Annotated in this window: 23 protein-coding genes; 8 read left to right on the top strand and 15 right to left on the bottom strand. The window is 62.8% G+C overall.

From position 1 onward, the window contains the following. Positions 1-265: 265 nt before the first annotated feature. A complete protein-coding gene (locus BM317_RS23485) occupies positions 266-1,198 on the top strand; it encodes a S66 peptidase family protein (protein WP_092476471.1) in 933 nt (310 codons plus the stop codon). 113 nt (positions 1,199-1,311) lie between these two features. Here the strand turns inward: BM317_RS23485 and BM317_RS23480 are convergent, their stop codons facing one another. The 5 genes from BM317_RS23480 to leuS all read right to left on the bottom strand — a co-directional run bounded on the left by BM317_RS23480 (position 1,312) and on the right by leuS (position 7,428). Beyond that, a complete protein-coding gene (locus BM317_RS23480) occupies positions 1,312-2,634 on the bottom strand; it encodes a lytic murein transglycosylase (RefSeq protein ID WP_092476470.1) in 1,323 nt (440 codons plus the stop codon). Between the two features lie 72 nt (positions 2,635-2,706). Beyond that, the gene (gene arfA, locus BM317_RS23475; RefSeq protein WP_030140368.1) at positions 2,707-2,871 is read right to left on the bottom strand and encodes an alternative ribosome rescue factor ArfA; all 165 of its coding nucleotides are present in this window, start codon (positions 2,869-2,871) and stop codon (positions 2,707-2,709) included. Positions 2,872-3,048: 177 nt separating this feature from the next. Further along, positions 3,049-4,086: a DNA polymerase III subunit delta gene (gene holA / locus BM317_RS23470; protein ID WP_092476468.1), complete on the bottom strand. Its 1,038-nt coding sequence runs from the start codon at positions 4,084-4,086 to the stop codon at positions 3,049-3,051. 39 nt (positions 4,087-4,125) lie between these two features. Beyond that, complete coding sequence (gene lptE / locus BM317_RS23465; protein WP_092173887.1) at positions 4,126-4,731, bottom strand: LPS-assembly lipoprotein LptE; 606 nt, start codon at positions 4,729-4,731, stop codon at positions 4,126-4,128. A gap of 90 nt (positions 4,732-4,821) precedes the next feature. Next, positions 4,822-7,428 (bottom strand): leucine--tRNA ligase, encoded by a 2,607-nt coding sequence (gene leuS / locus BM317_RS23460; protein ID WP_092173890.1) that lies wholly within the window; start codon positions 7,426-7,428, stop codon positions 4,822-4,824. Between the two features lie 292 nt (positions 7,429-7,720). Between leuS and BM317_RS23455 the strand changes: the two genes are divergently transcribed. Both BM317_RS23455 and BM317_RS23450 read left to right on the top strand, forming a co-directional pair. Further along, the gene (locus BM317_RS23455) at positions 7,721-8,041 is read left to right on the top strand and encodes a hypothetical protein (RefSeq protein ID WP_092173893.1); all 321 of its coding nucleotides are present in this window, start codon (positions 7,721-7,723) and stop codon (positions 8,039-8,041) included. 103 nt (positions 8,042-8,144) lie between these two features. Next, positions 8,145-8,906 (top strand): YdcF family protein, encoded by a 762-nt coding sequence (locus tag BM317_RS23450; protein WP_092476466.1) that lies wholly within the window; start codon positions 8,145-8,147, stop codon positions 8,904-8,906. A 172-nt stretch (positions 8,907-9,078) separates the two neighbouring features. Here BM317_RS23450 and lnt read toward each other — a convergent pair whose 3' ends face one another. From lnt to miaB, 5 genes are all read right to left on the bottom strand, one after another. Beyond that, positions 9,079-10,602, bottom strand: coding sequence for an apolipoprotein N-acyltransferase (gene lnt, locus BM317_RS23445; RefSeq protein ID WP_092476464.1), 1,524 nt, complete (start codon positions 10,600-10,602; stop codon positions 9,079-9,081). 27 nt (positions 10,603-10,629) lie between these two features. Beyond that, on the bottom strand, positions 10,630-11,469 hold the full coding sequence (locus BM317_RS23440) for an HlyC/CorC family transporter (RefSeq protein WP_092173903.1): 840 nt from the start codon (positions 11,467-11,469) through the stop codon (positions 10,630-10,632). 39 nt (positions 11,470-11,508) lie between these two features. Next, positions 11,509-11,967 (bottom strand): rRNA maturation RNase YbeY, encoded by a 459-nt coding sequence (ybeY, locus tag BM317_RS23435; RefSeq protein ID WP_003205868.1) that lies wholly within the window; start codon positions 11,965-11,967, stop codon positions 11,509-11,511. Further along, entirely contained in the window at positions 11,960-12,970 is a 1,011-nt protein-coding gene (locus tag BM317_RS23430; RefSeq protein WP_060740491.1) for a PhoH family protein, read from the bottom strand. Before BM317_RS23430 ends, ybeY begins: the two co-directional genes overlap by 8 nt. Positions 12,971-13,187: 217 nt before the next feature. Further along, positions 13,188-14,516, bottom strand: coding sequence for a tRNA (N6-isopentenyl adenosine(37)-C2)-methylthiotransferase MiaB (miaB, locus tag BM317_RS23425; RefSeq protein WP_170842368.1), 1,329 nt, complete (start codon positions 14,514-14,516; stop codon positions 13,188-13,190). Positions 14,517-14,649: 133 nt separating this feature from the next. Between miaB and BM317_RS23420 the strand changes: the two genes are divergently transcribed. Next, positions 14,650-14,979: a DUF1820 family protein gene (locus BM317_RS23420; RefSeq protein WP_003185742.1), complete on the top strand. Its 330-nt coding sequence runs from the start codon at positions 14,650-14,652 to the stop codon at positions 14,977-14,979. 181 nt (positions 14,980-15,160) lie between these two features. On the opposite strand, the gene BM317_RS23415 is transcribed toward BM317_RS23420, so the two are convergent. The 4 genes from BM317_RS23415 to BM317_RS23400 form a co-directional block, all read right to left on the bottom strand. Then, positions 15,161-15,715 (bottom strand): tetratricopeptide repeat protein, encoded by a 555-nt coding sequence (locus tag BM317_RS23415; protein WP_053188388.1) that lies wholly within the window; start codon positions 15,713-15,715, stop codon positions 15,161-15,163. A 217-nt stretch (positions 15,716-15,932) separates the two neighbouring features. Next, complete coding sequence (gene hemL / locus BM317_RS23410) at positions 15,933-17,216, bottom strand: glutamate-1-semialdehyde 2,1-aminomutase (protein ID WP_060740493.1); 1,284 nt, start codon at positions 17,214-17,216, stop codon at positions 15,933-15,935. A gap of 28 nt (positions 17,217-17,244) precedes the next feature. Continuing rightward, on the bottom strand, positions 17,245-17,871 hold the full coding sequence (gene thiE / locus BM317_RS23405; RefSeq protein WP_060740494.1) for a thiamine phosphate synthase: 627 nt from the start codon (positions 17,869-17,871) through the stop codon (positions 17,245-17,247). A gap of 17 nt (positions 17,872-17,888) precedes the next feature. Then, positions 17,889-18,686: a hydroxymethylpyrimidine/phosphomethylpyrimidine kinase gene (locus BM317_RS23400; RefSeq protein WP_060740495.1), complete on the bottom strand. Its 798-nt coding sequence runs from the start codon at positions 18,684-18,686 to the stop codon at positions 17,889-17,891. Between the two features lie 427 nt (positions 18,687-19,113). Between BM317_RS23400 and BM317_RS23395 the strand changes: the two genes are divergently transcribed. The 4 genes from BM317_RS23395 to BM317_RS23380 all read left to right on the top strand — a co-directional run bounded on the left by BM317_RS23395 (position 19,114) and on the right by BM317_RS23380 (position 25,602). Continuing rightward, the gene (locus BM317_RS23395) at positions 19,114-21,498 is read left to right on the top strand and encodes a hybrid sensor histidine kinase/response regulator (RefSeq protein ID WP_092173913.1); all 2,385 of its coding nucleotides are present in this window, start codon (positions 19,114-19,116) and stop codon (positions 21,496-21,498) included. 71 nt (positions 21,499-21,569) lie between these two features. Beyond that, entirely contained in the window at positions 21,570-23,219 is a 1,650-nt protein-coding gene (locus tag BM317_RS23390; protein ID WP_092173918.1) for an acyl-CoA dehydrogenase family protein, read from the top strand. A 177-nt stretch (positions 23,220-23,396) separates the two neighbouring features. Continuing rightward, positions 23,397-24,896, top strand: coding sequence for an AMP nucleosidase (gene amn / locus BM317_RS23385; protein WP_170866279.1), 1,500 nt, complete (start codon positions 23,397-23,399; stop codon positions 24,894-24,896). A 139-nt stretch (positions 24,897-25,035) separates the two neighbouring features. Beyond that, on the top strand, positions 25,036-25,602 hold the full coding sequence (locus BM317_RS23380) for a pseudouridine synthase (RefSeq protein WP_170866278.1): 567 nt from the start codon (positions 25,036-25,038) through the stop codon (positions 25,600-25,602). Here the strand turns inward: BM317_RS23380 and BM317_RS23375 are convergent. Further along, complete coding sequence (locus BM317_RS23375) at positions 25,597-25,806, bottom strand: DUF2788 domain-containing protein (RefSeq protein ID WP_003228500.1); 210 nt, start codon at positions 25,804-25,806, stop codon at positions 25,597-25,599. The genes BM317_RS23380 and BM317_RS23375 overlap by 6 nt on opposite strands. Positions 25,807-25,886 lie beyond the last annotated feature (80 nt).

The following is a 25,886-nucleotide window of genomic DNA, read 5'->3' as shown; positions in this document are numbered from 1 at the left end:
GGCCGAACGCAGGCATTGCGCAGTGGGCATCCCGGCATGGATGCCGGGATAGCCGCGCTGGGCCATGGATGGCCCTTCGCGGCGGCCCACGGAGCAATGCCTTCGCTCGGGCATGCCGAGCCTAGGCGAGGCACCGAGTGGTGGGGCAAAGCGTTTTTGGTTACTTTTGGCGCTTTTCCAAAAGTGACCCGCTGTAAGAGCGGAACCCTAAGTAGCCGTTACACAAAAAACGGATATACACACAAGCCGACAAAGCGGGAAACGCATGGACCTAACCCCACATCACCCTGTCCCAGCACTCCCATCCGAAGGCCTGATCGCCGTGATCGCCCCCGCCGGCCCCGCCCCCCTGGACACGGAAAAAGCCATCCAATGGATGCGCGCCCGAGGCCATGAGCTGCGAATACTCCCAGGCGTCTACAAAAAAAACGGCTACCTCGCCGGCAGCGACGAAATACGCCTCAACGACCTGCACACCGCCTTCGCCGACCCAGAAGTAACCGCGATCATCTGCCTACGGGGTGGCTACGGCACACCACGCCTGCTGGACCGCATCGACTTCGACCTCCTACGACGCAACCCCAAGCCATTCGTAGGCTACAGCGACATCACCGCCCTGCACCTGGCCATCAGCCGTTACGCAGGCTTCGTGACCTTCCACGGCCCGCTGCTCAACGCCGATCTGCTGGGCGACAAGGAACCCCCAACCGTCACCTCGTTTTTCAGCCTGCTGCGTGGACAGTTGAAGACCGGCAGCGAGCTGAACCACCCCGCCGCCTACCCATTGACCACCGTCGAGCCTGGCATCGCCCACGGACGCCTGCTGGGCGGCAACCTGTCGATCATTGCCGCGACCATGGGCACGCCTTATCAGATCGACGCCGAAGGGGTGATCCTGTTCATCGAAGACGTCAACGAGCCGCTGTATCGCATCGACCGTCTGCTGACCCAATTGCGCCTGGCCGGCACGTTGGCACAACTGCGCGGTGTGTTGGTGGGGGACGTGGCCGGGGTCGATGTCGAGGCGCTGAACGGGCTGCTCAAGCAGACCTTCGCGCCGTTGCGCATTCCGGTGCTGTCCGGCTGGCGCAGTGGGCATTGCGATCCGAACCTGACCTTGCCCATGGGGGCGTTGGTGACGCTGGATGCGGGGGAGAAGAGGTTGGTGTTGGAGCAGGATGTGGTGGTCAGTCGCTAGTCACGTAGCGCCTGGGAGTCAGTCATCGCGAGCAAGCTCGCTCCCACAGGTTGATTGAGAACACCTGTGGGAGCGAGCTTGCTCGCGATAGCGGCAGTCGCCAATAAGGTGAATCAGCGGCTACGCAACGCCTCCAGCAACTGCTGCGTCGGATACCCATCCGCCGGCCAGCCGAACGACTGCTGGGCGCTGCGGATGGCCTTGCGGGTGTTGGCGCCGATGATGCCGTCGGGGTTGCCCGCATCGTAGTTGTGCTTGCCCAGCAAGGTTTGCAGTTCGATGCGTTCGCTGCGGCTCAGGGGCAGGTCTTCCTTGGGCCACTGGCCGTAGACCAGCCCGCCGTCGGTAAAGCGCTTTGACAACAGCCCGACCGCCAAGGCATAGGACGACGAATTGTTGTACTTGAGGATGGCACGGAAGTTATCGAAGATCAGGAACGCGGGGCCACGATGGCCGGCCGGCAGGAGCAGGGACGCCGATAGCTGCCTGTCATCCGGGGGGATCGGCAAGCCGCCATATTCTGATACGCCCAGTCGAATCCATTCGGAGACGGGCTTGCGGATCGTGCCATCGGCCAGCGTGTAGTCGAAGCCCTCGGCGAGATCGACCTCGAACCCCCACGGCTGGCCACGTTGCCAGCCGGAGCTTTGCAGGTAATGCGCAGTCGAGGCCAAGGCGTCGGTGGCGCTACCCCAGATGTCCCGGCGGCCGTCCCCATCGAAATCCACCGCGTGGGTGTTATACGTGGTGGGGATGAATTGGGTCTGGCCCATGGCGCCGGCCCAGGAGCCGAGCATTTTTTCCGGTGTGATATCGCCCTGTTGCAGGATTTGCAGCGCGGCGATCAATTGTGCATGGGCGAAGCCCGGGCGTCGTCCTTCGTAGGCCAGGGTCGCCAGGGAGTTGATCACCGACTTGCTGCCCTGGAACTGGCCAAAGTTGCTCTCCATGCCCCACACCGCCACCAGTGCTTCGCGATCGACGCCATAACGCTGCTCGATGCTTTGCAGGACCTGGGCGTTTTGCTGGATCAGGCTCTTGCCTTTGTTGACCCGCAGTGGCGACAGCGCGCCATCGAGGTATTCCCACACGGGGCGGGTGAATTCCGGCTGGCTGCGGTCGGCCTTGATCACGCTCATGTCCGGGCTGACGCCGATAAACGCACGGTCGAACAAGTCGGCGCGGATCCCGGCGGCCAGGGCTTCCTTGCGAAATCCGGCCTGCCATTGAGCGAAGGTCTGGGTGGGCGCAATGGCCAGGTCATCACCGGTGGGCACCACGGGCGGCACGATGGCCGGAGCGGTCACGGCGGGAACGGTCTGGAGCGGTTGGGCGTCGGCGGCGGTAGGTTTTTCGGCGCAGGCGACAAGCAGGACAACGCTTGCGGCAACAATCATTTGGCGCAGTGGCCAACGATGGGAAAGACAGAAGGGCATGCACGGGTCCAGAAATACAAATCAGGTGCTGACCTTAACATGCGAAAGGGGCGTAGGGCTTGTCCGAGTGTTTCAAGCGGCTAGAAAGCAAGAAGCCTCCCAGTTGTCAGACTGGAAGGCTTCGCGGCGGTAGCTGCCTTTGCCCTTGGCGGGTCGTTCCTGGCGGCTGCGGAACAGGGGCTGGGCGACGATGGACTTGGCCTTGTTGGGGCCATGCCTGGATGGCTTTTTGCTCATGATGGGATCTCTCGTGGGGTGGTTTTGCGGGGCAAATCATGGGACAGAGTTGGGGCGTTGTCCATAGGGTAAATGGAGGCGATATTTGTAGGATCAAGAGCGAAAAAGATCGCAGCCTTCGGCAGCTCCTACAATGAAATGCACGCATCTGTAGGAACTGCCGAAGGCTGGGATCTTTTATTCCGCTGGCAGAGTCAGCCGCTGACCGGCCATCAACAACGACAACCGGCTGAGGCTCATCCACGGCGAGCCGGCGGCCTGGCCCTTGATCTGCGCGTCGATGCGCTGGGCCTCGAGCAGCAATTGCGCCCAGCGCGGCGCCGAATAGCGTTGCAGGGCCTTGCTCATCAGGGGTTTGCGCTTGTCCCAGATGGGCGGGCGGGCCTGGCTGAAGGCTTTGTCCAGCGGTACGCCCTGGCTGTACTGCAGGGACAGGTTGGCCAGCAGGCGCAACTCCCGGGCCAGGGCCCAGAGGATCACCGGCGGCTCGACGCCTTCGCCCCGCAGGCCTTCGAGCATGCGCAGGGCATGGGAGGCTTCACCGTTGAGGATCGCATCGGTCAGGCCGAAGACGTCGAAGCGCGCACTGTCGGCCACGGCAGCCTGCACCGTTTCTACGGTGATCTGCCCGCCTTCGGCCATCAGCTTGAGCTTTTCGATTTCCTGGGCGGCGGCCAGCAGGTTGCCTTCGACCCGGGCGGCTATCAGTTCCACTGCGTCCTGGCTGGCCGACAGGCCGGCCTGGGACAGGCGTTGGCGGATCCAGCTGGGCAACTGGCTGACATCCACCGGCCAGATTTGCACGAACTGGGTCTGCTGGCCTTCAACCAGGGCCTTGCCCCATTTGGTCTTCTGCGCGCTGCCGTCGAGTTTCGGCAAGCTGATGAGCAGCAGCGTGTCCTCGGCCGGGCGTGAGCAATATTCGATCAGCGCAGCGGCGCCTTTGTCCCCGGGTTTGCCGGAGGGCAAGCGCAGTTCCAGCAGGCGTTTTTCGGCGAACAACGACATGCTCGCCCCGGCCTGCAGCAGCGTGCCCCAGTCGAAACTGGCGTCGGCCGCGAAGACCTGGCGCTCGTCGAAACCTTGCTGGCGTGCAGCAGTGCGGATGGCGTCGGCGGCTTCCTGGCACAGCAGCGGGTCATCGCCACTGATGATGTAGACCGGCGCAAGGGCGCCTTGCAGGTGTTTGCCGAGTTGGGCGGGAGCGAGCTTCATAAGAGAAAGCGAGCGGGGCGCCGGAGCGCCCCGCAAGGCTTATTCAGCCGGGATCTGCATCGGCGACTGTTGCGGGGTTTCCGCTTCAGCCTTGCGCGCCGCTTCCAGGGCTTCGGCTTCGGCTTTGGCCTTGGCATCGGCGGTCTGTTGCAACTGGTCCAGTTGAGCCGGGGTCAGCTGTTGCAGGCGCAGCATCATGCGTTGCACGAGGTCGCGACGCATTTCGTCGCGCACTTCGCTCGACTCCTGGTCGGAACCGGTGATGTTGTTGCCATCGTGCAGGTAGACCTTCTGCACTTGCAGCTTGTCGTCCAACAACACCAGATTGTTCTGGCCGCGGATTTCATAGCTCAGCACGTTGTTCAGTTCGTACTCGGCCGACCGACCGGCACCGGCATAGCTCAGGCTGCGCTGGCTTTGCTGTTCACGGGTCAGTACCAGCTTGTAGGGCGCCCCGCCGTAGACTTTCACACCGCTGTTTTCCAGGTTGTCGCGCAGCAACTTGACGGTGTCGCCATAGGCGTCCCGTGCGCTGAGGTCCAGTTCCTTGATCGCCAGCTCGGTGGTGCCGGTGCCGCGCAGTTGGAAGCCGCAGGCGCTCAACAGGACCGCCAGGCCCACTACCAGCAGATTACGTTTGATCATCTTGTTGCTCCCCTTGAACCCTATGGGGGTCGACCATGCGACCCCGCAGGTTGTATTCGGCGCCAGGCTTGAGCCTCGCGCCCGATCCAATTAGCTTGCGACGATATTGACCAGCTTGCCGGGCACGACGATCACTTTGCGAATCGTCAGGCCATCGACAAAGCGCAGCACGTTTTCATTGGCCCGCGCAGCGGCTTCGACTTCTTCACGTGTGGCGGCGGCCGGCATTTCGATCTGGCCGCGCAGCTTGCCGTTGACCTGGATGACCAGGGTCAGGCTGTCCTGCACCAGTGCGGTTTCGTCCACCACCGGCCAGCGAGCGTCAATCACCGGGTCGGCGTGACCCAGTTGATTCCACAGCTCGTGGCTGATGTGCGGGGTGATCGGCGCCAGCAGCAGCGTCACGGCTTCCAGGCCTTCGTGAATCAGCGCGCGATCCTGCTCGGTGCCTTGCGCGGCTTTTTCCAGTACGTTCATCAGCGTCATCACCTGGGCGATGGCGGTGTTGAATTTGTGGTTCTGGCCGACGTCATGGCTGGCCTGCTTGATGGCCAGGTGAATCGAGCGACGAACGGCTTTCTGCTCATCGTTCAGGCCGGCGACGTCCAGCTTGCCCGGCAGGCCCTGGGTGACGTGGGCCTGGGCCAGGCGCCAGACGCGCTTGAGGAAGCGGTGCGAGCCCTCGACGCCCGAGTCGGACCATTCCGCGCTCATGTCAGGTGGCGAGGCGAACATCATGAACAGGCGGCAGGTATCCGCGCCGAACTGGTCGATCATCGACTGTGGGTCGACGCCGTTGTTCTTCGACTTGGCCATTTTCTCGGTGCCGCCGATTTCCACCGGCAGGCCGTCGGCGATCAGCTTGGCGCTGATGACCTTGGCCTTGCTGTCGCGTTCGAGCTCGACGTCGCTCGGGTTGAACCAGGTGTAGGCACCGTTGGCTTCGCGACGATAGTAAGTCTCGGCGATCACCATGCCTTGGGTCAGCAGGTTCTTGAACGGCTCGTTGGAGCTCACCAGGCCTTCGTCACGCATCAGCTTGTGGAAGAAGCGTGCGTAGAGCAGGTGGAGAATGGCGTGTTCGATGCCGCCGATGTACTGGTCCACCGGCAACCAGTGGTCGGCCGCGGATTTTTCCACCAGGCCGCCCTCATAGTGCGGCGAGGCGTAGCGCGCGTAATACCACGAGGACTCGACGAAGGTGTCCATGGTGTCGGTTTCACGCTTGGCCGGTGCGCCGCATTTCGGGCAGGTGCACTCGTAGAACTCGGGCATGCGTGCCAGGGGCGAGCCGGCGCCGTCGGGCACGACGTCTTCCGGCAGGACCACGGGCAACTGGTCTTCCGGCACCGGTACGTCACCGCAGGTGTCGCAATGCACGATCGGGATCGGGCAGCCCCAGTAGCGCTGGCGGCTGATGCCCCAGTCCCGCAGGCGGAACTGGGTGCGCGAGGCACCGAGGTTCTTCTTGATCAGGGCGACTTCGATGGCATCGAATGCACCTGGGAAGTCCAGGCCGTTGAACTCGCCGGAGTTGATCAGTTCGCCGTGTTCGCCATAGGCGTCCTGCCAAGGTGCCGGAGTCTGGTCGCCGGCGCTGGTGCGCACGACCGGTTTGACCGGCAGGTTGTACTTGTGGGCGAATTCGAAATCACGTTCGTCGTGGGCCGGCACGGCCATGACCGCGCCGTCGCCGTAGTGCATCAGCACGTAGTTGGCGACCCACACCGGCAGTTTCTCGCCGGTGAGCGGGTGTTCGACGAACAACGACGTCGCCAGGCCTTTCTTCTCTTGAGTGGCGACATCGGCTTCGGCGACGCTGCCGCCCTTGCATTCGGCGATGAACGCCTGCAGCTCGGGGTTGTTCCGGGCCGCCAGGGTGGCCAGCGGATGCTCGGCGGCCACGGCCACGTAGGTGGCGCCCATCAGCGTGTCCGGACGGGTGGTGAAGACTTTCAGGGTGCCGGCTTCGCCAATGGAGGCGACGTCATACGGGAACTGCACTTCCATGCCCCGGGACTTGCCGATCCAGTTGCGCTGCATGGTCTTGACCTGCTCGGGCCAACCGGTCAGCTCGTCGAGACTCTCCAGGAGTTCATCCGCGTAGGCGGTGATCTTGAAGTAGTACATCGGGATCTCGCGCTTTTCGATCAGCGCGCCGGAGCGCCAGCCGCGGCCGTCGATCACTTGTTCGTTGGCCAGTACGGTCTGGTCCACCGGGTCCCAGTTCACGGTGCCGTTCTTGCGGTAGATCACGCCTTTTTCGAACAGGCGCGTGAACAGCCATTGTTCCCAGCGGTAGTAGTCCGGCTTGCAGGTGGTCACTTCGCGGGACCAGTCCACCGCCAAGCCCAGGCTGCGCAGCTGGGTCTTCATGTAGGCGATGTTTTCGTAGGTCCACTTGGCCGGGGCCACGTTGTTCTTCATCGCGGCGTTTTCCGCCGGCATGCCGAAGGCGTCCCAACCCATGGGTTGCAGGACGTTCTTGCCTTGCATGCGCTGGTAGCGGGAGATCACGTCGCCGATGGTGTAGTTGCGCACGTGCCCCATGTGCAGCTTGCCGCTGGGGTAAGGGAACATCGACAGGCAGTAGTAAGTCTCCTTGCCTGGCTGTTCACTGACTTCAAAGGACTTTTGCTCGTCCCAGAACGACTGGGCGGCGGCTTCGATTTCACGGGGCTGGTAGTGTTCGTGCATGGCTACTTTTGTACTGAATGGGGTGGCCCAATCCTCTTCGTGGCCATACTGGACGCAGACGACGCCGAATGCGGCGTTTTCGATGCCCAGCCAAGCTGGAAGTGGAGTTACAGGAAGCGCCGTAGCATACATGACCGCGCTCTGCCGAGGGAAACCCTGATTGCGTGCTGGCCATCGACGACCGCTGGCGGGGACCCGTGTTCAGGGCCGTTGGTCGCGGCGCCCTGCCGGTTTGCCCAACGAAGCTAAGCTTCTCAATGGGGAGTGAGTCTTATCTTCAATGAGGTGAGGGATGGTTGAATCACAACGAAAAGTCGCTACACCTGAGTTGTATGAAAAACTGATCGATCGTCTCGGGGTGGCCCTGGACGCTGCAAGAACCGCCGGTCGCTTGCGTGATGAGCGTCCGGTAGAGCTGGAGCTGCGTGGCTTGAGCCCCGCAGAGTTCGAACTGGTCGAGGCTTACCTCGAACAGGCCGGACATCAACCACCCGCCAGTGGGGCCCAGGTAATCAAGCGTCTCGATGCGCCCCGTTCGGCCAAGGTTGTATGGCTCAAGGACCGGACGCCTGACAAGGATGCTATAAAGGTCCGGTCACTGCAGTTCAAGTAGCGCCGGATTCACGCGTGTCGCTTTTTTTGATTCAAGGTTTTTTCGAATCTGTTGTCGCTTTGCGTCAACCCACCTAGGCTTCGGGCATCTATGGAGATGCCCGATGCCGTTTCGTTATTTCATCAAACAACTTTTATTGCCGCCCGGCATTCTTTTGCTGTTGTTGGCGCTTGCATGGTGGTGGCGTCATTCGCGGCCGCGCCTGGCTCGCCTGTGTTTCGCCGTGGGCCTGGGCGGCTTCTGGCTGATGAGCCTGCCGGTGGTGGTGCAGTGGAGCGCCAAGGCACTGGAGCGTGAACCGCCGTTGCCGCGCAGTGAATGGGCGACCCTGGCCCAGCGTGCCGACGCCATCGTGGTGCTGGGTTCCGGTCGCGAGCGCGGCGACCTGGCCTGGGGTTCCGACCAGCCCACCGGTGTCGGTCTCGAACGCCAGCGTTATGCGGCGCGACTGGCCAAGGCTTCGGGCTTGCCCGTGCTGACGACCGGCGGCTTGCACTATGGCACCCCACCCAGTGAAGCGAAGTTGATGGCCGATTCGATGCGGGACGACTTCGGCGTCACCGTTCGCTGGCAGGAAGAGCGCAGCCGCACGACCTGGGAAAACGCCCAGATGAGCGCCGAGATCCTGCTGCCGGCAGGCATCAAGCGGGTCGTGGTGGTGACTCAGGCGTGGCACATGCCGCGTGCGGTCTGGAGTTTCGAGCGCTCAGGATTTGAAGTGGTGCCGGCGCCTGTCGGCTTCCTGGGCCCGGACAATGCCCGGCCGCTGGGCGGCTGGATGCCGGAGTTCAAGTCGATCTGGCAGTCCGGGCAGTTGATGAATGAGGCGATGGGGTTGTTGGGGTATACGGTGTTTTATCGCTGAGCATGCGAAATGTCCGGATCGTTCCCACGCTCCTGCGTGGGAATGCCTCAAGGGACGCTCCGCGTTCCAGGACGGGCGAATATTTCGCGTCGGGCGCCGATGTGACGCGGAGCGTCACGGCTGCATTCCCACGCGGAGCGTGGGAATGATCGGCAGGGGGACCAAAGGGCCCTTAAACCGTCTTGGCCATCCGGCTCGCCACCAGCGCCCAGCCCAGCAGCAACAGGCACAAAATGATCAGCGGCCACGAGCGCCATTGCAGGTACGGCGTCAGGTTGTGCATCGGCACCACTTCGCCGTAGAGGATGCCGCGCTCGAATTGCGGGATCTGTGCGGTGATCTGGCCGAAGGGGTTGATCAGGCCGGTCACGCCGTTGTTGGTGGCGCGGATCATCCAGCGGCCGGCTTCCAGGGCGCGCATCTGGGCCATTTGCAGGTGTTGCAGCGGGCCGATCGAGGTGCCGAACCAGGTGTCGTTGCTGATGGTCAGCAGCAGGTCGCTGCGCGCCGAGAGGCCGGCGGCGAATTCCGGGTAGACCACTTCATAGCAGATGAACGGGGCGATCTGGTAACCCTTGGCTTGCAGCAACGGCTGGTCGGCCGGGCCCCGGGCGAAATCCGACATGGGCAGGTCGAAGAAGGCGATCAGGCCGCGCAGGATGTCCTGTAGCGGTACGTATTCGCCAAACGGCACGAGTTTTTGCTTCAGGTAGGTACCGTCACCTTCGCCGGTCACGGTGATGCCGTTGTAGTAACGCTTCTCGTGATGCACCAGTTGCCGAATCGGCACGCCGGTAATCAACGCCGACTGCCGCTCGGCGGCGAAGTTGCCCATCATGTCCAGGTAGCCCTGGGCGGACTCCTTGAGCACCGGCACCGCGGTTTCCGGCCAGATCAGCAGGTCGACGCGCTTGGAGGCGAAGCTCATGTCGCGGTACAGCGCCAACTGCGCGTTGAGCTGCTCGGGGTCCCATTTCATGCTTTGTTCGATGTTGCCCTGGATCGCCGCGACGCTCAGCGGGTCGCCCGAGGGGCTGGTCCAGGCATGACCCTTGAGTGCCATGCCGGCCACCCACGGTCCGATCAACAGCAGCACGCCCGCGGCAATAAAGCCTTTGCGGGCGCTGCGGATCAGCCGCGGCGCGTTGTACAGCAGCGCCGCGGTCAGGGCCAGGGTGAAGGAGATCAGCCACATCCCGCCCAGTGGCGCGAGGCCGGCCAGGGGGCCGTCGAGCTGGCTGTAACCGGAATACAGCCACGGGAACCCGGTGAGGAACCAGCCGCGGAAGGCTTCCTGGCCCAACCACAGCGCGGCGAACGCCAGGGCATCGGCCAAGGGCGCCTCGTTGCGGCGCAGCCAGCGCGCCCACAGCCAGGCGGGCAGGGCGAAGAACCAGGCGATGGCGGCGATGAACAGCAGCATCAACAGCCCGGCGAGCAGCACCGAGGCGCCGCCGAAGTTATGGATGCTGACGTAGATCCAACTGGTGCCGGCGCCAAACAGGCCAAAACCGAAACACCAGCCACGGCCCAGGGCCTGGCGCGGCGAAAGCTCGCGCAGCCCGGCATAGAACAAGCCGACCGCCAGCAAGGCCAGCGGCCAGAGGTCGAACGGCGCCAGGGCCAGGGTGGTGATCGCACCGGCCGCCACGGCCAGCAGGTTACCGGGCCAGCCGGGGCGGGTTATCCAGCGCATGTATATCCTTAGCGGGTCTCGCAGGGGTTATCGGCCAATGGGTGACAGGCGCAGCAGGTGAATCCGGCGGCTGTCGGCATTGAGGATGCGGAAGCGCCAGGAGCCGATTTCCGTGGTTTCGTTGCGCTTGGGCAGATGCCCGAAAGCACTCATCACCAGGCCGCCGACGGTGTCGAACTCATCGTCGGAGAATTGGCTGTCGAAGAATTCGTTGAAGTTCTCGATCGGCGTCAGGGCCTTGATCAGGAAGTCACCGCTGGGCAGCGGCTTGATGTAGCTGTCTTCTTCGACATCGTGCTCGTCCTCGATGTCGCCGACGATCTGCTCGAGTACGTCTTCGATGGTGACCAGGCCGGCCACGCCGCCGTATTCGTCGATGACGATGGCCATGTGGTTGTGGTTGGCGCGGAATTCCCGCAGCAGCACGTTCAGGCGCTTGGACTCGGGCACAAAGGTGGCCGGGCGCAGCAGATCCTTGATGTTGAAGCTGTCGCCGTTCTCCTTGAGGATCAGCGGCAGCAGGTCCTTGGCCAGCAGTACGCCCATGACGTCGTCATGGCTCTCGCCGACGACCGGGTAGCGCGAGTGAGCGGAGTCGACCACAGCGGGCAGGAATTCACGGGGGGTCTGGGTCGCCTTGATGCTGACCATTTGCGAGCGCGGGACCATGATGTCCCGCACTTGCAGGTCAGCGACCTGGATGGCGCCTTCGACGATGGCCAGCGCTTCGCTGTCCAGCAGTTTGTTCTGGTGTGCATCGCGCAGCAGCTCCAGCAGCTCCTGGCGGTTTTTCGGCTCATGGGCAAAAGCCTGGGTGAGCTTGCCCAGCCATGACTTCTGCCCGTTGCTCGATCGATCTTCGCTCATAGCGATTACTCTGAATCCTTTGTCGTTACAGTTGATGTATCAGTGTTCGTCGCCGGCGTAGGGGTCGGGATGACCCAGCTCTGCAAGCAACGTTCGTTCCAGTGCTTCCATTTCTTCGGCTTCGTCATCTTCTATATGGTCGTAACCCAGTAGATGCAAGCAGCCGTGAATCACCAGATGGGCCCAGTGGGCCTCGGGGGTCTTGTCTTGTTCCGCCGCTTCACGCTCCACCACCGGGACGCAGATCACCAGGTCGCCCAGCAGCGGGATGTCGAGCAGCTCGTCGGGAACGTCGGCGGGGAACGACAGCACGTTGGTGGCGTAGTCCTTCTGCCGCCAGGTGTGGTTCAGTTCGCGGCCTTCGGGCTCGTCCACCAGGCGGATCGTCAGCTCCGAGTCGGCGCTGCGCTGGCGCAGGGCCAGTTCGCACCATTGGCGGAACTGGGCTTCGCTGGGGGCGGCGTGTTCGCAGGCCACCTGCAGGTCGAGTTCAAGCATTGTGGCGATTGCCTTTGCCTTCGGTCGTGTCGTCGGCCTCGCGATTCTCGAAGCGCTCGTAGGCTTCGACAATGCGCTGTACCAACGGATGGCGCACGACGTCCTTGGGCATGAAGTGCGTGAAGCTGATGCCCGGCACGTCCTTGAGGACCTGGATCACATGGTTCAGCCCGGACTTGGTGCCACGGGGCAGGTCGACTTGGGTGATGTCCCCGGTGATGACGGCGGTGGAGCCGAAGCCGATCCGGGTCAGGAACATTTTCATCTGCTCGACCGTGGTGTTCTGGCTTTCGTCGAGGATGATGAAGCTGTTGTTCAGGGTGCGACCGCGCATGTAGGCCAGCGGCGCGACCTCGATGACCTGGCGCTCGATCAGCTTGGCGACGTATTCGAAGCCGAGCATTTCATACAGCGCGTCATAGAGCGGGCGCAGGTACGGGTCGATCTTCTGGGCCAGGTCGCCGGGCAGGAAACCGAGCTTTTCACCCGCTTCGACCGCCGGTCGCACCAGCAGGATGCGCCGCACCTGTTCGCGCTCCAGTGCATCGACGGCGCAGGCCACGGCCAGGTAGGTCTTGCCGGTACCGGCCGGGCCGATGCCGAAGTTGATGTCGTTGCCCAGGATTTCCTTCACGTAGCGCTGCTGATTCAAGCCGCGAGGGCGAATCATGCCTTTTTTCGTGCGCAGGGCCACGGCAGGTTCCGACGGGGCGTGGTTGTCGAGTTCTTCGACAGCCGACTCCTGCAGGAACAGGTGGACCGTATCCGGCGACAGCTCGCTCCCCTTGGTTTCCCGGTAGAGACGGCGCAGCAGGTTTTCCGCGGAGGTGGTGTGCTTGGGTTCGCCGATCAGCTCGAACTGGTTTCCGCGGTTGCGGATCTCGATGGCCAGGCGCTGTTCGATCAAGCGCAGGTGCTCGTCGAATTGCCCGCACAGATTGGCGAAGCGGCGAGCCTCAAAGGGCTCGAGAATAAAGCGATGTGGTTCGATGGGTGCGTTCAAGGTCGTTTTTAGCCGCCCAGGGGCAATTGAGATGAAACCAAGGATAGCGCCAGTAGGCTGGGTGCGAAAGCTCTTAAACGGGCGAATCTGATTCCAGCGACCGGCGCGGTCTTTTGTGGGAGCGGGCTTGCTCGCGAAAGCGGTCTTGCATCCAGTACAGGTGTCGCCTGGCATGCCGCCTTCGCGAGCAAGCCCGCTCCCACAAGGATTCGCGTTGCTACTGGATCAGCGAACCCCGCAGGGAGTGCGGTTGCGCGGCGTCGATGTGCACGTCGGCGAACTGGCCGATCAGGGCCGGGGTGTCGCAACGGAAATTGACGATGCGGTTGTTTTCGGTACGTCCTTGCAGCTCGCCGGGGTCTTTTTTCGAATAATCGGTCACCAGAATCCGCTGGACGGAACCGACCATTTGTCGGCTGATCTCGAAACCTTGCTGGTTGAGGCGATGTTGCAAGGCGTTGAGCCGTTCTTTTTTCAGTTCTTCCGGGGTGTCGTCCGCCAGGTCGGCCGCCGGGGTTCCAGGGCGCTGGCTATAGACGAAGGAATAGGAGAAGTCGAAGCCCACGTCTTCGATCAGCTTCATGGTCTGCTGGAAGTCTTTCTCGGTTTCGCCGGGGAAACCGACGATAAAGTCCGAGCTGATGCAGATGCCCGGCACTGCCGCGCGCAATTTGCGCAGCTTGGATTTGTACTCCAGGGCCGTGTGGTTGCGCTTCATGGCCGCGAGGATCCGGTCGGAACCCGATTGCACAGGCAAATGCAGGTGCTTGACCAGCTCGGGAACCTCGGCGTGGGCCTGGATCAGGCTGTCGGAGAACTCCAGCGGATGGGACGTGGTGTAGCGGATGCGGTCGATGCCGTCCACCGCCGCCACCACGCGGATCAGCTCGGCGAGGTCCGCCAGGCGCCCGTCATGGGTCAGGCCGCGATAGCCGTTGACGTTCTGCCCCAGCAGGGTCACTTCGCGCACGCCGTTTTCCGCCAGGTGGATGATCTCGGCGATCACGTCGTCGAACGGTCGGCTGACTTCTTCGCCGCGGGTATAGGGCACCACGCAGAACGTGCAGTACTTGCTGCAGCCTTCCATCACCGACACATAGGCGCTCGGGCCGTCGATGCGCGGTTCGGGCAGGTGGTCGAACTTTTCGATTTCCGGGAACGAGACGTCCACTTGCGGCAGCTTGGTGCTGCGCGCCGCGTCGATCATCTCCGGCAGGCGGTGCAAGGTCTGCGGGCCGAAGACCACGTCCACGTACGGGGCACGATCACGAATGGCCGCGCCTTCCTGGCTGGCCACGCAACCGCCCACGGCGATGACCATGTCCGGGTTGGCCAGCTTCAGCTCGCGCCAGCGGCCGAGCTGGGAATACACCCGGTCCTGGGCGCGTTCGCGAATCGAGCAGGTGTTGAGCAGGATCACGTCCGCGTCTTCGGCGCGGGCCGTGACTTCCAGGGCCTGGTGTTCACCCAGCAGATCGACCATGCGCGAGCTGTCGTACTCGTTCATCTGGCAACCGTGGGTTTCGATGTAAAGCTTCTTGGCCATGGACGGGGTCATCACGTGATTCAAAGAACCGCGCATTATAGGGAACAAGTCCCGCGGTTCCTACCGCTGTGCGAGCAGTGGCTATGCTATAGTTCGCGCCCTCATTTTTACCCGCCGATGTGTTTCGCCAGCCATGACCAAACGTGAAGCTCCAATCTACAAGGTGATTTTCCTCAACCAGGGCCAGGTGTTCGAAATGTACGCCAAGCAGATCTATCAAAGTGATCTGTGGGGCTTCCTGGAAGTGGAAGAGTTCGTCTTTGGCGAGCGCACGCAAGTGGTCGTCGATCCGAGCGAAGAAAAGCTCAAGGCGCAGTTCGAAGGCGTGGTGCGCAGTTTCGTGCCGATGCATTCGATCGTGCGCATCGACGAAGTCGAACGCCTGGGCACCCCGAAAATCAGCGAAGCCCGCGGCGCGGTCGGCAATGTGATGCCGTTTCCGATGCCGATGCCTGAGAAGTAGCACTTGGCTCTTGGTAACATGAGTTTCTAAGGTCGGGCACAGTCCTTGTGGCGAGGGGATTTATCCCCGCTGGGGCGCGAAGCGACCCTAAAACCTGACACTGCGGTATTAGAGCTCGATTGAGTTGACGGATTTGGGGCTGCTTCGCAGCCCAGCGGGGATAAATCCCCTCGCCACAAATTCAGGGCAGCGGCGAGAAAGGCGTGCGCCCGTCGGCGTTCTGCAATTCCATCAGGTATTTGCGAAAGATCTGGCCCAGCACCTGGGTCGCCACTTCCAACTCGTCGCGGGGCATCTGCTCAGCGACTTCGTCGGCGGTGTCCAGGGCTTCTTCGGCGCCGTTGACAGCGGCCATCTTCAAGACGATGTAGGCCTGCACGTTGTTGGCTGGCACGCCTTCGCCATGGAAGAACATGCCGCCGAGCTTGAATTGCGCCTGGGCATGGCCTTGCAGCGAGGCTTTTTCGAAGTAGTTGAGGGCTTGCTTGAGGTCGCGGGGTGCAGCCTTGCCTTCGTAGTAGAACTCGCCCAACTCGTATTGCGCTTGTGCATCGCCCGCGTCCGCCGCTTTTTGACAGGCGTCGAGTGCCGGTGCGAGATCTTGTGGCTGGGTATTGAGCGTGCAACGGCCCAGCGCCGGGATCAACAACGAGTTGCCGCCTGCCTGTGCGTTCGCCAGCAGCGGCTGAAGGAGCAACAGGCAGCCCAAGGCAAGGGTGCGGCCGGTGCGGTTCATGGGAATCGACTTACCTCTGAGGGGCGCGCGGACCCTCCGGGGGATCCAATAAGCGCGCATTATGAAATAAGCGGGGCCATCCTTACAAAGTCTTTACTCGTTTTTCTGCTGCACGGGAATGCTAATAGCAGCTTCGGGCATAAATACGTAGGAAAAGGGCGGGAGGTTGTCAGTAATCACTGACGCCAGCTTCAGCCGGCGTCAGTTATCCACAGGCTTACTTCAGTGCCGCGAAGGCCCGCTCGGCTGCATCGAGGGTGATCTTCAGCTCGGTCTCGCCATGGGCGATGGAGGTGAAGCCGGCTTCGAACGCACTCGGGGCCAGGTACACGCCGCCGTCGAGCATCAGGTGGAAGAAGCGCTTGAAGCGGTCGGCATCGCTGGCCATGACGTCTTCGAAGGTGACGATGTCATCGGCGCCGCTGAAATACAGACCAAACATGCCGCCGGCCTGGGTGGTCACGAAGGGGATACCCGCCGCATCGGCGCGGATCTGCAGGCCGTCGAGCAGGCGAGTGGTGTAGTCGGTCAGTTCGGCGTGGAAGCCCGGGCGGCTGATCAGGCGCAGGGTGGTCAGGCCGGCGGCCATGGCCAACGGGTTGCCCGACAGCGTGCCGGCCTGGTAAACCGGGCCCAGCGGTGCGATGCATTCCATGATGGCGCGCTTGCCGCCGAAACAGCCGACCGGCATGCCGCCGCCGATGATCTTGCCGAAGGTGCTCAGGTCCGGCGTGACGCCGTAATGGGCCTGGGCGCCGCCGAGGGCGACGCGGAAGCCGGTCATCACTTCATCGAAAATCAACACCACGCCATGCTGGTCGCACAGGCTGCGCAGGCCTTCGAGGAAACCCGGCGCCGGCGGCACGCAGTTCATGTTGCCGGCCACCGGCTCGACAATGATGCACGCCACTTCCTGGCCGACTTCGCCGAGCATCTTCTCGACTTCTTCAAGGTCATTGAACGGCAGGGTCAGGGTGTGTTTGGCGAACGCCGCCGGCACGCCGGCCGAGCTCGGCACGCCTTGGGTCAGTGCGCCGGAGCCGGCCTTGACCAGCAGGCTGTCGGAGTGGCCGTGGTAGCAGCCTTCGAACTTGATGATGCTGTCGCGACCGGTGTAGCCCCGCGCCAGGCGGATCGCACTCATGGTCGCCTCGGTGCCGGAGCTGACCATGCGCACCATTTCCATCGACGGCACGATCGAGCAGACCAGGTCGGCCATCTCCGTTTCCATCGCGGTCGGGGCGCCGTAGGACAGGCCGTGGACCAATTGCTTGCGCACCGCATCCAGCACGTCCGGATGGCTGTGGCCGAGGATCATCGGGCCCCAGGAGCCGACGTAGTCCACATAGCGCTTGTCGTCTTCGTCGGTGACGTATGCGCCTTCGGCGTGCTTGAAGAACAGTGGGGTGCCGCCGACGCTCTTGAACGCACGAACGGGTGAGTTCACGCCGCCGGGAATGTGTTTCTGGGCGTTGGCAAACAGGGTTTCGGAACGGGACATGGTTGGGCTCTCGAAAACGAAAAATGGACTATTTGATCTGCAGCAGCTCGTTGAAGGCGCGGGCGCGGCGCGTCACTTCAGCGCTGCTGTCGGCGCCGAACAGGCCGTGGACCACCGCCAGCAGATCGACCCCGTGGGCCACCAGCGGGGCGGCGTTCTCCAAGGTGATGCCGCCGATGGCGCACACCGGAATATGCAGTTTGATGCGCGCCTGTTCGAGCAGTTCAAGGTTTGCGCTGGGGGCGCCGGGCTTGGTGTTGGAGTTGAAAAAGCGCCCGAACGCGACATAACTGGCGCCTTCGCTGGCGGCCTGTTCGGCCAGGGCCAGGCTGGCGTGGCAAGTGGAGCCGACGATCGCCTTGTGCCCGAGCAGCGCCCGCACCGGCGCCAGCGGGCCATCGGTCTGGCCCAGGTGCACACCGACGCCCAGGCGCGCGGCCAGTTCGGCGTCGTCGTTGATGATCAATTGGGTCTTGTAGCGCTCGCACAGGTTGCGCAGGGCTTCGGCCTCCCGCAGGCGGCGGGCTTCGTCACTGCTTTTGTCGCGGTATTGCAGCAGGGTCACGCCACCTTCCAGCGCCGCTTCTACATAAGCGAGGAACTTGCCGGCCAGCAATTGGCTATCGGTGATGGCGTACAGGCCACGTAATTTCATTCCACAGGCCTCCGGTGCTACGAGCAGAAATCCAGCGGCAGGCGACGCGGCACGAACTGGCCTTTGCCCAGTTGTTCGGCATCGCGCAAGGTGCGCCAGGTGTAATCCAGTGCTGTCTTGACGGCGCTGGCGAGTTGTTCGCCCTGGGCCAGCCGACCGGCCAGGGCGCTGGCCAGGGTGCAGCCGGAACCGTGGTAGCTGCCGGGCAAGCGCTGGCAGGTAAAGGTTTCGCGGCGGCCATCGCGGCTGTACAGGCGATTATGGACTTCATGTTCGTCGCCGTGGCCGCCGGTGATCAACAGGTGTTTGACGAAGGGCAGCAGTTTTTCCGCGCACTCGTCGGCGCTGCCCTCGGGCAGTTCGGCGAGGATGCGTGCTTCAGGCAGGTTGGGGGTGGCGATGATGGCCAGGGGCAGCAGGCGTTCGCGCATGGCGTAGCCGACTTCATCCTTGCCCAGGCGCCCGCCACCGCCGGCGCGCAGCACCGGGTCGCAGACCATCGGCAGATGCGGGTGGGCCTGGAGCAGTTCGACCACCGTGTCGACCATTTCCAGTGAGCCGAGCATCCCCAGCTTGACCGCCGCTACCGGCGAATCGTTGAGTACGGCATTGGCTTGTGCCAGCACCCACTCGCGATCGAGCACGCGGAAATCGCTGACATTGACGGTGTCTTGCACGGTCAATGCGGTAACGGCCGGGGCGGCATGACAGCCCTGGGCGAGCAGGGCTTCGATATCTGCCTGCAAACCGGCGCCCCCACTGGGATCGTGGCCGGAGAGACAGAGGACAACGGGGCGAGAGCTGTAGATATTCATGGTGCGCGAGCTTACCACCAAACCCATTATCGGGCGCACGATCCTTGTAGGAGCTGTGTAGGAGCTGTGTAGGAGCTGTCGAGCGAAGCGAGGCTGCGATCTTTCCAAAACCCATTGAGTCCAAAGTTAAAGATCAAGATCAAAAGCTCGCAGGCTGCGCCAGCTCCTACATCCAGCGGGAGCGAACTCCCTCGCCACATTTGTCCAGTCCGATGCCAACCTGACCAAAGCAACAGCTCTATCTCAATGCTTTGCTCTGAAACGCCCGTTCTAGAGCCTTCAGTAGGAAAAATTTCAATGGTGCAAATTGGCCATCAGCGGCTATGCTAGAGATGGATCCAACACATAACAGGTAATGCCGGTTTTACGTCTACTCAGGGAATGGGGGGCTTCCTGACTCAACCGGACAGGCCACGCTGGGGCTTAAATGCGCTATTTGCTGATGTTACTGCTGTGCTTGTCCCCTTTGGCAAGTGCCCTGGAATTCGATGAATTCACCCAAAGCCTACCCTTGGGCCATGCCTTGCAAGTGTTCGAGGACGCCGGCGGCACGGCTACCCTGGATGAGGTCCTGGCCCAGTCCGCAGCGGGTGCTTTCAAGCCCCACGACAAAGCCACGCTGAACGCCGGTTACTCGCGATCAGCCTTCTGGTTGAAAATCGACCTGCACTATCGCCCCGACAATCCGGACGCCCAGCGCACCTGGCTGCTGGAGCTGGCATACCCGCCGCTGGACCACCTCGACTTGTACCTGCCCGACGCGGCGGGGGCCTATCACCTGGTTCGCCAGACCGGTGATGCGTTGCCGTTCGCCAGCCGCGAGATCCGCCAGAACAATTACCTGTTCAGCCTGGCGTTCAAACCCGAACAGCAACAGACCGTCTATTTGCGCCTGCAAAGCCAGGGTTCGATCCAGGCGCCGTTGACGCTGTGGTCGAGCACCGCGTACCTCGAGCAACAGCCGGTGCGCCTGTATGTGCTGGGCATCATCTATGGCGTGCTGTTGGGGATGCTGGTGTACAACCTGTTCATCTACCTGAGCGTGCGCGATACCAGCTACCTCTATTACATTTTCTACATCGCCTCGTTCGGCCTGTACCAGTTGTCGGTCAACGGTGCCGCCGTGGAGTACTTCTGGCCGGACAACCCCTGGTGGACCAACGCCGCGACGCCGTTCTTCATCGGCTGCGCGGGTCTGTTTGGCAGCCAGTTCGCCCGCAGCTTCCTGCAAACCGCCCAGCATGGCCGCTGGATGGACCGCATGCTGCTGGCACTGATCGGCTACAGCGCCGTGGTCATCAGCCTGTCGCTGATGACCAGCTATGCCCTGGCCCTGCGCCTGGCGACGGCGTTGGCGCTGGTGTTCACGGTGGCGATCTTTGCCGCGGGGTTGTTCGCCTGGTGGCGTGGCCTGCGGGTGGCGCGCTATTTCATCATTGCCTGGTCGGCGTTTCTGCTGGGGGGCATCATCAATACCTTGATGGTGCTGGGCTACCTGCCGAACGTTTTCCTGACCATGTACGCCAGCCAGATCGGCTCGGCCATCGAGGTGGCGCTGTTGTCCCTGGCCTTGGCCGATCGCATCAATGCCATGCGCGAACAGCAGGCCCAGACCCTGTTGGACGCCGGGCAGAAACTCGAAGTACTCAACCAGCAACTGGCCCACGGCAACAAGCTCAAGGATGAATTCCTCGCCACCTTGACCCATGAGCTGCGCACGCCGATGAATGGCGTGATCGGTTCCCTGGAGTTGATGGAAACCGTCGAAATGGACGAGGAACTGACCCAGTATCAACAGACTGCCGCCGGCTCGGCGCGGGACATGATGCGCATGGTCAATGGCATCCTCACCCTCACCGAGTTGCAGGCCGGCAAGCTCAAGGTCTATCCGGCACCGTTCAGCCTGCGTGGGGTGATCGATGCGCTGCAGGTGCAGTTCGGTGCCAATGCCGCGGCCAAGGGCCTGGATTTCAAGGTCGACGTGTCCCCGGGCCTGGCGGACCGGTTGATCGGCGACAGCGGCAAACTGGCCCAATGCCTGGAATGCTTGCTGGACAACGCGATCAAGTTCACTCGGTTGGGCGGCCTGGCGCTGCGTGTCAGCGGTCGGCCGACGGAGCTCGATCGGCTGGTGTTGTCCTTTGCCGTCATCGACACCGGGATCGGCTTTACCGACCTGGGGGAAGCGACCTTGTACCAGCGCTTCTTCCAGCTCGACGGCTCGATGACCCGCGAATATGGCGGTCTCGGCGTGGGCCTGGCCATCTGTCGGCAATTGGTGGAGCTGCTGGGCGGGCGCCTGACCCACACTTCCGAGCCCGGTCGCGGCAGCCGGTTCCAGTTGGACGTGGAGTTTGACGTGGCCTTGCCGGCGGCGGTCCCGACGCCGTTTTCCTTCGGTGGCCGCCAGGGCTCGCGCCAGCCCCAGGATTGCACGGTGCTGCTGGCGGATGACAACAACATCGATCAGTTGGTCATGCGTGGCATGTTGCTCAAGTTGGGTTATCGGGTGCGCACCGCCGACAGTGGCCGCGCCGCGCTGGATCTGCTGCACGGCGAGCGCTTTGACGCGGTGCTGCTCGATTGCCAGTCGCCGCCGCTGGACGGTGTGTCGGTCTGCTGCCAGATCCGCGCGTTGTCTGGCTGCGAAGAGCTGCCGGTACTGGTGGTCAGCCCGAACCTGGGGCAGGAGCGCTGTCCCTCGGGCGCGTTGATCGACTACCTGAGCAAACCGGTGAAATTCGAGGCATTGCAGGCCACGCTCCAGCGCCGGGTGCTTTGCCCGAGGCAGGGTGAAAGCGCCGATATTTAGGCGTATATGACACTTTGTTCGGCCTGGAGGCGGTGCTTAACTGAATCCCTGGCCGATCGAGGAGCCCTGTCATGAACCTGCACCAGTTCGCTGAAACCCACGACGTCACCAATCAGCCGCCGTCCCTGGATGGCGCCAACCTGTACCGCATCGACCTGCCGTTGCAGCAGTGGTCGCAGCGCTTCGGGGCTGGCTGGGCGCAGGCGCGGATCGATGCGTATGGGGCGCTGGCCGGCGGGCCGTTGATGGAAGCGGGCTTCCTGGCCAACCAGAACAAACCGGTTTTTTCCAGTCATGACCGCTACGGCCATCGCATCGATCTGGTGGAATTCCATCCCGCTTATCACCAGTTGATGCGCACCGCCGTCGAGCATGGCCTGCCGAGTTTGCCTTGGGCCCATCCACAGCCCGGCGCACATGTCGCCCGGGCGTCGATGACCTATCTGCACAGCCAGGCCGAAGCCGGTACGGGGTGCCCGTTGACCATGACCTTCGCCAGCGTGCCGGCGCTGCGCCTGCAACCGGATCTGGCCGAGCGCTGGCTGCCGAAGGTGCTGGCCACTGAGTACGACCCGCGCAATGTCGGCATGGCCCACAAGGCCGGTGTGACCCTGGGCATGGCGATGACCGAAAAGCAGGGCGGCACCGATGTGCGGGCCAACACCACCAAGGCCTACCCGGTGGGCGCCAGCGGTCCGGGCCAGGCCTATGAGCTGGTGGGACACAAGTGGTTCTGTTCGGCACCGATGTGCGACGCCTTCCTCACCCTGGCCCAGACCGACAAGGGCCTGACCTGTTTCCTGCTGCCGCGTCATCGCCCGGACGACACGCGCAATCAGTTCTACATCCAGCGCTTGAAGAACAAGCTGGGTAACTGTTCCAACGCCTCCAGCGAAGTCGAGTTCCGTGGCGCACTGGCCTGGATGGTCGGTGAAGAAGGCCGCGGCGTGCCGACGATCATCGAGATGGTGGCCATGACCCGCTTCGATTGCATGGTCGGCTCCAGCGCCCTGATGCGCCAGGCATTGACCCAGGCCAGCCATCACTGTGCGCACCGCAAGGTCGGTGGCAAGCTGTTGAGCGAACAGCCGCTGATGCAGAACGTCCTGGCAGACCTGGCGTTGGAAAGCGAGGCCGCCCTGGCCCTGAGCCTGCGCATGGGCCGGGCGCTGGACCATTTGAATGACGAGCACGAGGCCAAGTTCGCCCGGCTGGTGACGGCGGTGGGCAAGTACTGGATCTGCAAGCGCGCCCCCGCGATGATCAACGAAGCCGCCGAATGCATGGGCGGCGCTGGCTACGTCGAAGACAGCATCCTGCCGCGCCTGTACCGTGAAGCACCGGTCAACTCGACGTGGGAAGGCTCCGGCAATGTGCAATGCCTCGATGTGTTGCGCGCCCTGTCCAAGGAGCCGGGTGTGCTGGAGGTCTTGTTCAACGAGCTGGGCGATGGCCACGGCGACAAGCGCCTGGCCGGCCACATCCACCAGTTGCAGGCAGCGTTCAAGGACACCGATGACATCCAGTACCGCGCCCGGCAATTGACCGAAGACATCGCCGTCGGCCTGCAAGCCAAGCTGTTGCTGGAGGCGGGGAACAGTGGGGTCAGCGATGCTTTCATCGCCAGTCGCCTGGGTTCGACCGGCCGGGCGTACGGTGCCCTGCCTCGGGGCTTGAATGTCGAGGCCATCGTTACCCGCTCGACCCCGCACGGATTCTAGGCAAGAAGGCCAACACAAAGTCCTGTGGGAGCGGGCTTGCTCGCGAAAGCGGTGTGTCAGTCGCCGAAGAGGCTGGATGTGCCGACGCCTTCGCGGGCAAGCCCGCTCCCACAGGTTTTCATGACGCCGAGAATACTCAATACGCCACTGTTCCCGTCGGGCGGCGATGCAGGCAAGATGAAGGCCTGCAAGTCAGAACACAGGAAGCTGATCGTGACCGAAGCGTTTATTGTCGTTCAAACCGCCGAACAAGCCGTGGATCGTCTAGCGGCCCTGCACGAGCGTGCGACCACCGCGCTGAACCAGGCGCTGATGCGTTATCTCAAGGACCGCATCGAACCGGATGCCGAGCAGCGTGCATTGTTTCGCTATCCCGCCCTGCGCCTGACCTATCACTGCCACGGCGAAGTCCCGCAAACCACACGGGCCTATGCCAAGGTCCAGTTGCCGGGCACCTACAGCGTCACCGTCACCCATCCCGCCGCGTTCCGTAAATACCTGCTGGAGCAGCTGGTCCCGCTGATGCACGACTTTACCGTCACCGTGGAAGTGGGCGTCAGCGAGCAGAACATCCCATATCCGTACGTGGTGGAGCAGGGCGACGAACTGGCCGGCTCCGGTGTGACCGCCGCCGTACTGGCGCGGGTATTCCCCAGCACCGACCTGTCGGCCGCCACCGATGGTATCGCCGACGGCCTCTATGACTGGGAAAACACCGACCCGCTGCCCCTGGCGCTGTTCGACGCCGCCCGCGTGGATTTCTCCCTGCGCCGATTGGTGCATTACACCGGCAGCGACTGGCGCCATGTGCAGCCGTGGATCCTGCTGACCAACTACCACCGCTATGTCGACCAGTTCATCGTCCATGGCCTGGAGCAGTTGCGCAGCGACCCGCGCTTTGTGCGCATGGTCCTGCCGGGCAACGTGATCATCGACAAGAACATGGACCATGGCGAAGCGTCGGCCATCGCTGCCGGCGTGGTCTGGCACCGTTACCAGATGCCGGCTTATCACCTGCAGAGCAACGATGGCCATGGCGTGACGCTGGTGAACATCGGCGTCGGCCCGTCCAACGCCAAGAACATCACCGACCACCTGGCTGTGCTGCGCCCGCATTGCTGGTTGATGATCGGCCACTGCGGCGGGCTGCGGCAGTCCCAGACCATTGGTGACTACGTGCTGGCCCACGCCTATATGCGTCGCGATGGCATTCTCGACCGGGTGGTGCCGCCGAACATCCCGATTCCAGCCTTGGCCGAAGTGCAGATGGCGCTTCAGCAGGCGGCAGCGAACATCACCGGCGAGAAGGGCGATGAGCTGAAAAAGCGCCTGCGCACCGGCACCGTGCTGACTTATGACGATCGCAACTGGGAACTGCGCTGGGCCCAGGAACGTCCGCTGATCAACCTGTCTCGCGCCGTGGCGGTAGATATGGAGAGCGGTACCATCGCTGCCCAGGGTTATCGCCTGCGAGTGCCCTATGGCACGTTGCTGTGCGTTTCGGACAAGCCACTGCATAGCGAAATCAAGCTGCCGGGCTCGGCCAACGCGTTCTATGAGCGAGCGGTCAACCAGCACCTGAAGATCGGCATCGAGGCACTGGACCTGTTGCGCACCGAACTCAACTCGTTGCATTCGCGCAAACTGCGCAGCTTCGACGAGCCGCCGTTCCGCTGATCGGATGGTGGTCATTTGACGGTCGGGCCACTAGCATGGTCGGCCCCGACCGTTAGATGTTGTATTCGCCATGCCCCGTCCTCCACGCCCTGCTTCCCGTCGCCCTGGCGCGAAGCTTCCCGTCGCCGCGCCGCGCCGTGTGGCCAAGGCTCCGCCAGCCGAGCCAAAGCTGATCCTGTTCAACAAACCCTTCGACGTGCTGACGCAATTCAGCGACGGTGAGGGGCGGGCGACGCTCAAGGATTTTATCGACGTACCGGGCATCTACCCGGCCGGGCGGCTGGATCGCGACAGCGAAGGTTTGTTGTTGCTGACCAACGATGGGCAATTGCAGGCGCGTATCGCCGACCCCAAACACAAGCTGGCCAAGACTTATTGGGTGCAGGTGGAAGGCGAACCGAATGCCGAACAGTTGCAGCGTTTGTGCGATGGGGTGGAATTGAACGACGGCATGACCTTGCCGGCCGAGGCGCGCCAGTTGGACGAGCCGCAGTTATGGCCGCGCAACCCGCCGGTGCGTTTTCGTAAAAGCGTGCCCACGAGTTGGCTGGAGCTGGTGATTCGCGAAGGGCGCAACCGCCAGGTACGGCGCATGACCGCCGCGGTAGGCTTGCCGACACTGCGCCTGGTGCGGGTCAGGATCGGTGACTGGACGATCGAAGGGCTCGATCAGGGCCAGTGGAAAGAAGTCCCGGCGCGCTTATAACGCGCCTGATTCGATCAGGCCGATCACTACGCTCTTGATGATGAACGCGGCCACGCCGAGGCCCAACACGAAAAACAGGATGAACGAGCCGAAGCGCCCGGCCTTGGACTTCTTCGCCAGGTCCCAGACGATGAAGCCCATGAAAATGATCAGGATGCTGACCAGGCCGGTCATCATCCACTCTTCGAAAACAGCAGGATCCATCAGGAAACTCCGGCGTGGGCGGGATTGAAAAGGCGCGGCGAGTATACGGCATGGGGGAACGACGGGGGATTGGCCTGCGG

The organism is Pseudomonas sp. NFACC24-1 (assembly GCF_900115235.1).
Lineage (GTDB): Bacteria > Pseudomonadota > Gammaproteobacteria > Pseudomonadales > Pseudomonadaceae > Aquipseudomonas > Aquipseudomonas fluorescens_AA.
Note: the sequence above shows the minus strand (reverse complement) of the source record. Positions and strands in the feature narration are given on the sequence as shown.

Bases quoted from the DNA above. Each gene is read 5' to 3' on its own strand.
- BM317_RS23485 (WP_092476471.1), top strand. From the start codon at position 266: ATGGACCTAACCCCACATCACCCTGTCCCAGCACTCCCATCCGAAGGC.
- BM317_RS23480 (WP_092476470.1), bottom strand. From the start codon at position 2,634: ATGCCCTTCTGTCTTTCCCATCGTTGGCCACTGCGCCAAATGATTGTT.
- arfA (WP_030140368.1), bottom strand. From the start codon at position 2,871: ATGAGCAAAAAGCCATCCAGGCATGGCCCCAACAAGGCCAAGTCCATC.
- holA (WP_092476468.1), bottom strand. From the start codon at position 4,086: ATGAAGCTCGCTCCCGCCCAACTCGGCAAACACCTGCAAGGCGCCCTT.
- lptE (WP_092173887.1), bottom strand. From the start codon at position 4,731: ATGATCAAACGTAATCTGCTGGTAGTGGGCCTGGCGGTCCTGTTGAGC.
- leuS (WP_092173890.1), bottom strand. From the start codon at position 7,428: ATGCACGAACACTACCAGCCCCGTGAAATCGAAGCCGCCGCCCAGTCG.
- BM317_RS23455 (WP_092173893.1), top strand. From the start codon at position 7,721: ATGGTTGAATCACAACGAAAAGTCGCTACACCTGAGTTGTATGAAAAA.
- BM317_RS23450 (WP_092476466.1), top strand. From the start codon at position 8,145: ATGCCGTTTCGTTATTTCATCAAACAACTTTTATTGCCGCCCGGCATT.
- lnt (WP_092476464.1), bottom strand. From the start codon at position 10,602: ATGCGCTGGATAACCCGCCCCGGCTGGCCCGGTAACCTGCTGGCCGTG.
- BM317_RS23440 (WP_092173903.1), bottom strand. From the start codon at position 11,469: ATGAGCGAAGATCGATCGAGCAACGGGCAGAAGTCATGGCTGGGCAAG.
- ybeY (WP_003205868.1), bottom strand. From the start codon at position 11,967: ATGCTTGAACTCGACCTGCAGGTGGCCTGCGAACACGCCGCCCCCAGC.
- miaB (WP_170842368.1), bottom strand. From the start codon at position 14,516: ATGGCCAAGAAGCTTTACATCGAAACCCACGGTTGCCAGATGAACGAG.
- BM317_RS23420 (WP_003185742.1), top strand. From the start codon at position 14,650: ATGACCAAACGTGAAGCTCCAATCTACAAGGTGATTTTCCTCAACCAG.
- BM317_RS23415 (WP_053188388.1), bottom strand. From the start codon at position 15,715: ATGAACCGCACCGGCCGCACCCTTGCCTTGGGCTGCCTGTTGCTCCTT.
- hemL (WP_060740493.1), bottom strand. From the start codon at position 17,216: ATGTCCCGTTCCGAAACCCTGTTTGCCAACGCCCAGAAACACATTCCC.
- thiE (WP_060740494.1), bottom strand. From the start codon at position 17,871: ATGAAATTACGTGGCCTGTACGCCATCACCGATAGCCAATTGCTGGCC.
- BM317_RS23400 (WP_060740495.1), bottom strand. From the start codon at position 18,686: ATGAATATCTACAGCTCTCGCCCCGTTGTCCTCTGTCTCTCCGGCCAC.
- BM317_RS23395 (WP_092173913.1), top strand. From the start codon at position 19,114: ATGCGCTATTTGCTGATGTTACTGCTGTGCTTGTCCCCTTTGGCAAGT.
- BM317_RS23390 (WP_092173918.1), top strand. From the start codon at position 21,570: ATGAACCTGCACCAGTTCGCTGAAACCCACGACGTCACCAATCAGCCG.
- amn (WP_170866279.1), top strand. From the start codon at position 23,397: ATGAAGGCCTGCAAGTCAGAACACAGGAAGCTGATCGTGACCGAAGCG.
- BM317_RS23375 (WP_003228500.1), bottom strand. From the start codon at position 25,806: ATGGATCCTGCTGTTTTCGAAGAGTGGATGATGACCGGCCTGGTCAGC.